The sequence below is a fragment of the Streptococcus sp. CL8.13 genome (assembly GCF_049737895.1).
In genome coordinates this window covers 1-9,038 of record NZ_JBKOTT010000021.1, presented here as the reverse complement: position 1 = coordinate 9,038, position 9,038 = coordinate 1, and the positions used below count along the sequence as shown (strand labels likewise).

The 9,038-nt window shown below is 39.8% G+C and carries 10 protein-coding genes; all 10 read right to left on the bottom strand.

Annotated features, from left to right (window positions below; translation table 11 throughout):
- Positions 1-764 (bottom strand): tagatose-bisphosphate aldolase (gene lacD, locus ACLNCN_RS01465; RefSeq protein WP_424844479.1); only part of this gene is annotated, 764 nt, incomplete at its 3' end.
- 1 nt (position 765) lies between these two features.
- Positions 766-1,695: a tagatose-6-phosphate kinase gene (locus ACLNCN_RS01460; RefSeq protein WP_247949285.1), complete on the bottom strand. Its 930-nt coding sequence runs from the start codon at positions 1,693-1,695 to the stop codon at positions 766-768.
- Positions 1,696-1,705: 10 nt separating this feature from the next.
- A complete protein-coding gene (gene lacB, locus ACLNCN_RS01455) occupies positions 1,706-2,221 on the bottom strand; it encodes a galactose-6-phosphate isomerase subunit LacB (RefSeq protein ID WP_001216913.1) in 516 nt (171 codons plus the stop codon).
- A 30-nt stretch (positions 2,222-2,251) separates the two neighbouring features.
- On the bottom strand, positions 2,252-2,677 hold the full coding sequence (gene lacA / locus ACLNCN_RS01450; RefSeq protein WP_000029277.1) for a galactose-6-phosphate isomerase subunit LacA: 426 nt from the start codon (positions 2,675-2,677) through the stop codon (positions 2,252-2,254).
- Between the two features lie 290 nt (positions 2,678-2,967).
- Entirely contained in the window at positions 2,968-3,864 is an 897-nt protein-coding gene (locus ACLNCN_RS01445; RefSeq protein ID WP_424844478.1) for an aldose 1-epimerase family protein, read from the bottom strand.
- A 101-nt stretch (positions 3,865-3,965) separates the two neighbouring features.
- Positions 3,966-5,441: a PTS galactitol transporter subunit IIC gene (locus ACLNCN_RS01440; RefSeq protein ID WP_000382513.1), complete on the bottom strand. Its 1,476-nt coding sequence runs from the start codon at positions 5,439-5,441 to the stop codon at positions 3,966-3,968.
- A 47-nt stretch (positions 5,442-5,488) separates the two neighbouring features.
- On the bottom strand, positions 5,489-5,794 hold the full coding sequence (locus tag ACLNCN_RS01435; RefSeq protein WP_000590547.1) for a PTS sugar transporter subunit IIB: 306 nt from the start codon (positions 5,792-5,794) through the stop codon (positions 5,489-5,491).
- A 38-nt stretch (positions 5,795-5,832) separates the two neighbouring features.
- On the bottom strand, positions 5,833-6,309 hold the full coding sequence (locus ACLNCN_RS01430) for a PTS sugar transporter subunit IIA (RefSeq protein ID WP_000521976.1): 477 nt from the start codon (positions 6,307-6,309) through the stop codon (positions 5,833-5,835).
- A 261-nt stretch (positions 6,310-6,570) separates the two neighbouring features.
- Positions 6,571-8,394 carry a translation elongation factor 4 gene (gene lepA / locus ACLNCN_RS01425; protein ID WP_084887869.1) on the bottom strand — a complete coding sequence of 608 codons (1,824 nt, stop codon included), beginning with the start codon at positions 8,392-8,394 and terminating at the stop codon, positions 6,571-6,573.
- 78 nt (positions 8,395-8,472) lie between these two features.
- Positions 8,473-9,038: metallophosphoesterase (locus ACLNCN_RS01420; RefSeq protein ID WP_424844477.1), on the bottom strand; the 566-nt coding region annotated here is incomplete at its 5' end.

Here is a 9,038-nt window from a genome sequence, read left to right as displayed (position 1 = left end):
TTAGCTGATACACCAGCACTCAAGTAGATGTATGGCAAGTTAGTTGCTTCATCTTGAGCTTTGAAGAAGGCTGCTGCTTCTTCACGTGTGTAAACTACTTCACCTTCAGCGAAGCCTTCAACATATTTAATGTTAACAGGAACTTCAACTTTCAAGACATCAATGTTAAAGCGCGGGTCTGAGAAGACTTTCATAGCACCGATAACTTTGTGTGGTTTTACTTTAGCGTATTCTACAGAACTAGCGTCAGCAATTTTTTCATCGTAAGCAAGGATTTCAAGGAAGAATGGGATATCTTCAGCCACACACTCAGAACCGATACGTTCGATGTAAGCTTGTTTTTCTTGGTTAAGTTCGTCTGAGCTATCTACATCATAGTAAAGTAAGAATTTAACTGCATCTGCACCTTCTTCTTTAATACGTTTTGCAGACCAAACATCCAAACAGTCAGGCAAGCGTTTTGTGCTTGTTGTGTCATAACCTGTTTTTTCATAAGCAAGGAGAAGACCAGCTTTTTCATCAAGAGCTTTAGTCGCTGGAAGTCCATATTCAGGGTCAAGAAGCATAGATGAAGCGTATTTAGTCAATTCATCTGCTACCAAAACTTTAAGTTCTTCCATTTGAGCTACAGTTGGTTCTTCTGTTTGGTGTTGAGCCATGAGGCGTTTCAAAGCACCACGTTGGTCAAATGCAAGAGCTGAGATGATTCCATTTTCATCAGAAAGTTTTTCTAAGCGTGCACGTTTTTGTTCTGTTAAAGCCATTTTATACCTCTTTTACTATTAATTGATCATATAGAGCTTGATAGTTGGCCATGTTGACATGACCAGTCATTTTTTCTTGAGCATTGAGCATACCAAGGACATTTGCCTTGATGAGTAATTCTGCATCCGATTCTTTATGAAGAAGTCCTGAAGAAATTCCTGCTACAGTAGAATCTCCAGATCCAACAGGATTTACCACCTGAATTCTAGGAATATCTACCTTGTAGAAAGTGTCACCATGTTTGGCAAAGGCACCGTTGGCACCAAGTGAAACGATAATCCATTCAATACCTGCAAACAAAGGTTCTTGAAGAACTTCTTTTAATTCATCCAAATCCTCAGAAACTTCTCTTCCTAGAAGTTGAGACAATTCCTCATTATTTGGTTTGATGACTGTTGGTTTATGTGGTGATTCAAGAACCGCCTGAAGTGCTGCACCAGAGCAGTCCAAGACAACAGGCTTGCCAGCTTGATTAGCAAGTTCTACCAAGCTCGCATAGTAATCAACTGGAAGACCAGCTGGCAGACTACCTGAGATAGCTACTACTTCAACTGACTCCAAGAGTTTCTTGAAATGTTCCAAAAAGTCTTGACCTTCCTGTTCCAATACTTCAGGACCTTTTTCAAGAACTTCTGTTTGGTTGTCTCCGTGAAGAATAGCGATACAGTTACGAGTTTCTCCCTGAATTGAGAAGAAATCTTTCTTTACTTGATCATCGATATGTTCAACCAAAAACTCACCATGTTTACCACCAACTAAACCAGTAGCAAGAACAGAATCCCCAAATTCTGAAAGTACTCGGGTAACATTGAGTCCCTTACCACCAGCCGTTTTGGTTACATCCACCACACGATTGACAGTATCAATCTTCAACTCATCCAAAGGATAGGAAATATCAATGGATGGGTTCATTGTGACTGTTAAAATCATAGGTCACCTCTTAGTCGTGGTATTCTCCGCGATCCCATTTTTCAAGGAATTCAGTGAAGAAGTTTGCGTCTGTTTGTTGAGCATTGTGACTTTCAACGTGTTCAATTTTCGCAATCAATTTTTTGTTTTCTTCAGATGGTTTGTATTCAGCATGGATGAAAGCTTCGATGATATCACACATGAGCAATTCACCAGTAATCTTACCACCAAAACCGATAACGTTAGCGTTCAATTGCTCTTTAGCATAAAGGGCTGTTGTCATATCACGAACCAAGGCAGAACGGACACCTGGAACTTTATTTACAGCGTTGTTGATACCAACACCAGTACCACAAATACATACCCCAAGATCAGCTTGACCGCTAGTTACAGCTTCCCCTACTTTTTTACCAAAGATTGGGTAGTGAGTACGTGTATGGTCATATGTACCAAAGTCAATGACTTCATATCCTTTTGATTTCAAAAATTCTGAAACCGCCATTTTTTCATCTGTTACGATGTGGTCACATCCAATTGCAATTCTCATTTTTAACTTACCTTCCTTACTGTAATCTAATTAGCACATTTTGTTCAACATATCAACACGAATTTGGTGACGTCCACCATCGTATTTACCGTTAACAAATCCTTTAGCGATGTTTTTAGCCAATTCATCACCAACAAGTTGTGCACCCATAGTGATCATACGTGAGTTGTTGTGACCACGAGTCATATAAGCTGAACGTTCGTCAGATACTTCTGCAGCAACCATTCCTTTGATCTTAGTTGCGACCATAAATGGACCAGCTCCATAAGCATCAATCACGATACCAAGGTTTTGTTCTTCTTTGTTTACTTCTGCAGCAACAGCAAGAGTCACATCAACAAAGTCTTGACCTTCAGCTGTAACATCCACAACGTGGAAGTTTTCTTTTTCCAAGAAGTCTTTCACAACTTCTTTCAATCTCAAACCTGCAGCATCTGCACCGATAACAATAGACATATTGTATACTCCTTTTTATTTTTCTAGGCTAGTAAAGACTTTTATAGCTAGCAGTTTACCTACAAAAGACTTTCTAGCAGTTTATTGACAAATTAGATTGAATGAGATGAATGACACCTTATTCAAGTTTAGGAAATCAGTTTCCTAGAAAAAATCCTTCTCCACGAAAGAAAATATAACAAGTGATTATTTGTTTGTTACAAACATCATTTGTTGCTTACAAACATAATATACTCCTATTTCTAGAAAAAGTCAACAGTTAGTGTTTGTTTTTATGTTTTATTTTTTAACTAAAAAATTTCGATGTCAAAACCAATTTGATCCACTTGACCAGGTTCTAGGAGGCGAACATTCTTCTTATCTTCTAGATGATCTCCTTCTTCAAGGGATGTTGACAAGCCAGACCATGGTTCAAAAGCAATGAAAGGTCCTTTATTCAAAGTTGACCAGATGATGAGATTTGGAAACTCTGCAAAGTGCACTTTCAATCCCTTATCATGTTTACGAGAACGAAGTGCAATTGTTCTAGATTGCAATTCATCTAAGGTAACTGCATCTGTACTGAAAAGATCATAGCTGAGGTCTAATTCTTTTTGACCTTCTAGCCATGGACTTCTATCTTGGAAATCCAACATACCTGTTTCTGGGAAAGGACGTGGAACAGAGCAAGTCTCTTCTTTTTCAAACTCTAGATAATAATCTTCATAGACTTCATCATCAAGCAGAGGACAATTAAATCCTGGATGTCCACCAATAAAGTAAGGCATGACCTTGCTAGTTTCTTTATTGAAAATCTTGTATTGAGTCCGTACTGTCTTGCCAGTAAAGCTATAAGTGATTTCTAGGCGGAAATGATAAGGGTAGTTCTGATAGGTATTCTCATCGTCTTCAATTGCAAAAGTTACACTATTATCTGTCTGTTCAACTAATTCAAATTCTTTCTTGCGAACCAAACCATGACGAGGAATCTTTCCTTTACTTTCTTGTCCATTATCATCTATATAAAGTGCTATATCCTCTCTCAATGAACCACAAATAGGAAAGAGAACAGGAGCTTGTCCACTCCAATAAGTAGCATCCCCTTGCCACAAATACTCAAGTCCTTCAGCATCTTTTATAGAAGACAGAGCCCCACCAAAACTGTTAAATTGAACACTTAATTGTTCTGATTTTAATTCAATTACCATTATTTTCTCCGATTTCTTAATAGTTTATAAAAAACTAGGCTGTCACTCCTATCAGGAAAATGACAACCTAGCTTTAACAATTTACATTTTATAGGAGCGCATTATTTTGCTTTTGCTGCGTACTCTTCGTTACGTTTGATCATTTGTTTTCTGTACCATGCAAAGATACCGATATAGAATACAAGGAAGACTACAGCACCAAGGATTGCTTTGATATCACCTGTTGTAGTGTTACCAATTGTCCAACCAAGAAGTTTTTCGATTGGTCCTTCAAGAGTTGAGTGAGTGATCAATTGAGTTTCGCTCACACCTGCTGGGAAGGCACCTACACCTTTAGCAAGTTCTGTTGCAAATGGTGCGATAAGTGTACCTGAAAGAAGGAAGAGTGGCAACAAGAGTGTTCCGAAGATAATCATACGGAGCAATTTACCACGTGTTACAACCAAGAGAGCTGGAGTAACACCCATAGCGATGATACCTGCAAGTGGCAAGATACCATTTCCGACTTTTGAAAGAAGCACAGCTTCGATCAACATGATTGGTGCAAGTACGTTGGCACAAGCCCAGATTTCAGCACGACCAGCGATGAATGGCCAGTCAAGACCGATATTAAATTTACGTCCTTGAAGACGTTTAGTAGCAACGTTTGTAATACCTTGTGAAAGTGGTTCTACGGCAGCGATGAACCATGAACCGATGAGTGAGAAGAGTTCCAAAGATACACCGGCTGTCAAACCAAGAGACAACCAACCTTTAATAACTAATTGCCAGTTTGCTGCATCTTCTACGCCAGCAACTGGATGTGGAGTACCCATCAAACCGATAACGATACCAAGGATGAAACCGATGAAGAATTTAGATCCCCAGAAACCGATTTTCTTGTTCAATTTAGCAGCATCAAAGTCATATTTATCAAGACCTGGGAAGAATTTTTCAAAAATCTTATCCAAAACCATGATAACTGGGTTCATCATGTAGTTCATGTGAGTTGAAGTCATTGGTGATGAACTTGGTGCGTTAAGAAGGTCATCAAATGTAGGTTTCATCAAGTCAGAGTTGATGATTTTAAGAACACCTACAAGGACAACTGCTGCAGTGGCGATGAAGAGTGAAACCCCTTGGCTTACACCGTTGTTGTCTGCATACCATTTAATCAAAAGACCTGTGATAGACAAGTGCCAGATATCGAAGATATCAACGTCAAGTGTATCAGTTTTCTTCATAGCAAGCATCACTACGTTGACAATCAACATGATGAGCAAGAAGTAAAGTGTCCAAGCAGATCCCCAAGTGATTGTAGCAAGTGGTGCCCAACCAACGTCAGTGATGTTCAATTGAATACCAGTATTTTCAACGAATTTTGCAAGTGATGCTGAGAAAGCACCATTCAGCATACCGATGATAGCACCGATACCAGTAAGAGCGATGGCAAGTTTGATACCACCTTCAAGTGCTTTGGAGAATTTCACTCCAAAAAGTAGAGCCAATACTGTCAAAATGATCAGCATGATGATTGGCCCACCCATATCCAAGATAGGTTTGAACAGCTTATTGGCTAGTTCGATAATGACATCCATAATAGTTCCTCCCTTTTTATAGTTATATGAATGTTAACAAATTAAAATTAGCTTAACCCGTGTTCTTTGATAGCTGCTTCAATATTATCAAATACTGGAGCACTCATTGCTGGGATACGGAATAAGATTGGTCCAGCTTCGATAACTGGAATACCTGGGTCAAAACCAAGATCTGTTGCAGCAATTGGTGTAAAAATGTCATAACCTTTGATAAGGTCTTCATTAACGTCTTTTACCATAACTGCATCACAGTGAACATCAAAACCGCGGTTTGAAAGTTCTTCTTCAAGAGCACTTTTAATTTGGTGGCTTGAGTTAACACCTGCACCGCAGGCAGCAAGAATTTTAATCATATGGATTTCCTCCGATTTAATATTTTTAATAGACAAAATTAAGCAATTGCTTCAGCAATATAAGCATAGAGGGCTTCTGGTTCAGAAATTTTTGATAGGTCTTCAAGATGACTATTTCCAGTAAAGAAGTCCATCAACTGAGCAAGAATGTTCGTTTGACTTGAACTTGAGTTATTAATGATAAAGAAGAGCAAGGATACTTCTACTTCCTTATCTGGCGCAATCATATTGTGGAAAGTCACTGGTTTTTCTAATCGAACGACCACAACTTTTTCGGCTAGATTATGAACAATATCTGTGTGAGGAATAGCCACATTCGGCAAATCCTTACCCAAAAATTCCATATCTAGGCCAGTTGGAAATGACTTTTCACGCGTGATCAAGGCTTCACGATAAGTTGGAGTTACGATTTCTCGTTCTTCCAATAAAGTTGCTACCTGATCAAAGAGATGTTCTTGATTATCCGCTTCTAAGCAAAACACAAGGTTTTTGTCAAAGAAATGATCTAATCCCATAAGGTTTTCCCTTCTTTCCATTAACTTTATGCTATAAGTATAACACTATATGAAACCGTTGTCAATGATTTTCTGTTGTTTTTTGTCTCTTTTTTTATATTTTTGTTGTTTTTATAGCTTGTTATATAAAAACAAACATATAAACAAACATTTCAAACATTTTTTCTGTTCTAGAAACTAAAAAAGCAGACCATCTAAGCCTGCTTTACTATTTATTATTATATAAATTTCCTATGAACAAGGAAAGGCATTTCTGATAACTTATTCTTCATCCATACTCAAGACGCTGAGAAAGGCTTCTTGTGGAACTTCTACTGATCCGATAGCTTTCATGCGCTTCTTACCTGCTTTTTGTTTTTCAAGGAGTTTGCGTTTACGAGAAACGTCACCACCGTAACACTTAGCAAGTACATTCTTACGAAGGGCCTTGATATCAGTACGAGCGACAATCTTGTGTCCAATAGCTGCTTGAATTGGAACCTCAAATTGTTGGCGAGGGATAATTTTCTTGAGCTTATCAACGATGAGTTTCCCACGTTCGTAGGCAAAGTCCTTGTGAACAATAAAGCTGAGGGCATCCACCTTGTCTCCATTGAGAAGGATATCCATTTTCACTAGCTTAGATGGGCGGTACTCTGACAATTCATAGTCAAAGCTTGCATAACCGCGAGTTGAAGACTTAAGCTTATCAAAGAAGTCAAAGACGATTTCAGCCAGTGGAATTTGATAGATAACATTGACACGGTTATCATCGATATAATCCATCGTCACAAAGTCCCCACGCTTGCGCTGAGCTAGCTCCATCACTGCTCCAACAAACTCTTGCGGTACCATGATTTGCGCTTTAACATATGGCTCCTCAATGGTCGCAATCTTAGTTGGGTCTGGGAACTCAGATGGGTTAGACACATCCATAGACTCGCCGTCGGTCAAGTTGACCTTATAGATAACAGATGGAGCTGTCATGATGAGGTCAATGTTGAACTCACGTTCCAAACGCTCTTGGATAACATCCATATGGAGAAGTCCAAGGAAACCACAACGGAAACCAAATCCAAGTGCCTGAGATGTTTCTGGTTCAAATTGGAGACTAGCATCATTCAGTTGCAATTTTTCAAGGGCTTCACGTAGGTCATTGTACTTGTTTGACTCGATAGGATATAGACCCGCAAAGACCATAGGGTTCATCTGCTTGTAACCATGTAATGGCTCTGCCGCAGGATTGGTTGCCAAGGTAACGGTATCACCCACACGAGTGTCCTGAACCGTCTTGATAGAAGCCGCAATATAACCAACGTCACCAGTCGCAAGGAAATCACGACCAACTGCTTTTGGTGTAAAAATACCGACTTCTGTCACATCAAAGGTCTTGCTATTGCTCATGAGCTGAATCTTATCGCCAGGTTTAACAACTCCGTCCATGACACGCACTTGGAGAATAACCCCACGGTATGCATCGTAAACAGAGTCGAAAATCAAGGCTTTAAGAGGCGCCGTCACATCACCGGTTGGTGCTGGTACTTTTTCTACGATTTGCTCGAGGATATCTTCAATACCGATTCCAGCCTTGGCAGAAGCCAAAACTGCTTCACTGGCATCCAAACCAATCACATCTTCAATCTCTGTACGCACGCGCTCAGGGTCTGCAGCAGGAAGGTCAATTTTGTTAATGACTGGCATGATTTCCAAATCATTGTCCAAGGCTAGATACACATTGGCAAGGGTTTGAGCCTCAATCCCTTGAGCAGCATCGACCACCAAAATAGCTCCTTCACAGGCAGCGAGTGAACGTGAAACTTCATAAGTAAAGTCAACGTGCCCCGGCGTGTCAATCAAGTGGAAAATATAAGTTTCCCCATCTTTTGCAGTATAATTCAGCTCGATGGCATTCAACTTAATGGTAATCCCACGTTCCCGTTCTAAATCCATGCTATCCAAAAGCTGGGCCTGCATTTCACGACTTGAAACGGTCTCTGTTTTTTCCAAAATGCGGTCTGCTAGAGTCGATTTCCCGTGGTCAATATGGGCGATAATAGAGAAGTTACGGATCTTCTCCTGTCGTTTTTTCAATTCTTCTAAGTTCATGATTCTCTTCCTTTCAGGGTATCTATTTATTATAAATTGTTTTTGACATTTTGACAAGACCATACCCTGCCAGGAGTACTAATCTTCAGCAACAAAGCCGTCATTTTCGATAAAGTGGTGTTCTGTCATTCCTTGGTCTGTAAAGACAATCCCATGAAGGACACCACCATAAACAGCTCCTCCATCCATTCCAATCTTGCCATCTTCTGTAGTCCAAAGCTCAGCAGTACCACGCTCTTGCTTTAACAAACCATAGACCGGTGTATGTCCAAAGACAATGGTTTTCCCAGTATGATTTTCTGCTTCGTGGAATGGTTTTCTGAGCCAGACTTTTTTATAATCTGTGGTTTCATGCCAGTCATCCAAGGTCAAATCAATACCTGCGTGAACAAAGATATACTTGTCTGTCTCTACCACAAATGGCATTTGACGAATAAATTCGACCAAATCTGCCGCTTCAGTAGCAACACGCTGGGCATCTTCTACTCCATCAACTGGGGCATCCAAGGGACGACCTAGGATAGAGTTAATAGTTGTATCTCCACCATTACGACGATAGTGGTCATAACTTTCTTCTGGGTTATCGAGCCAAGTCAGAAACATATACTCGTGGTTTCCTGACAAACAGATCGCCCCTTGATTGT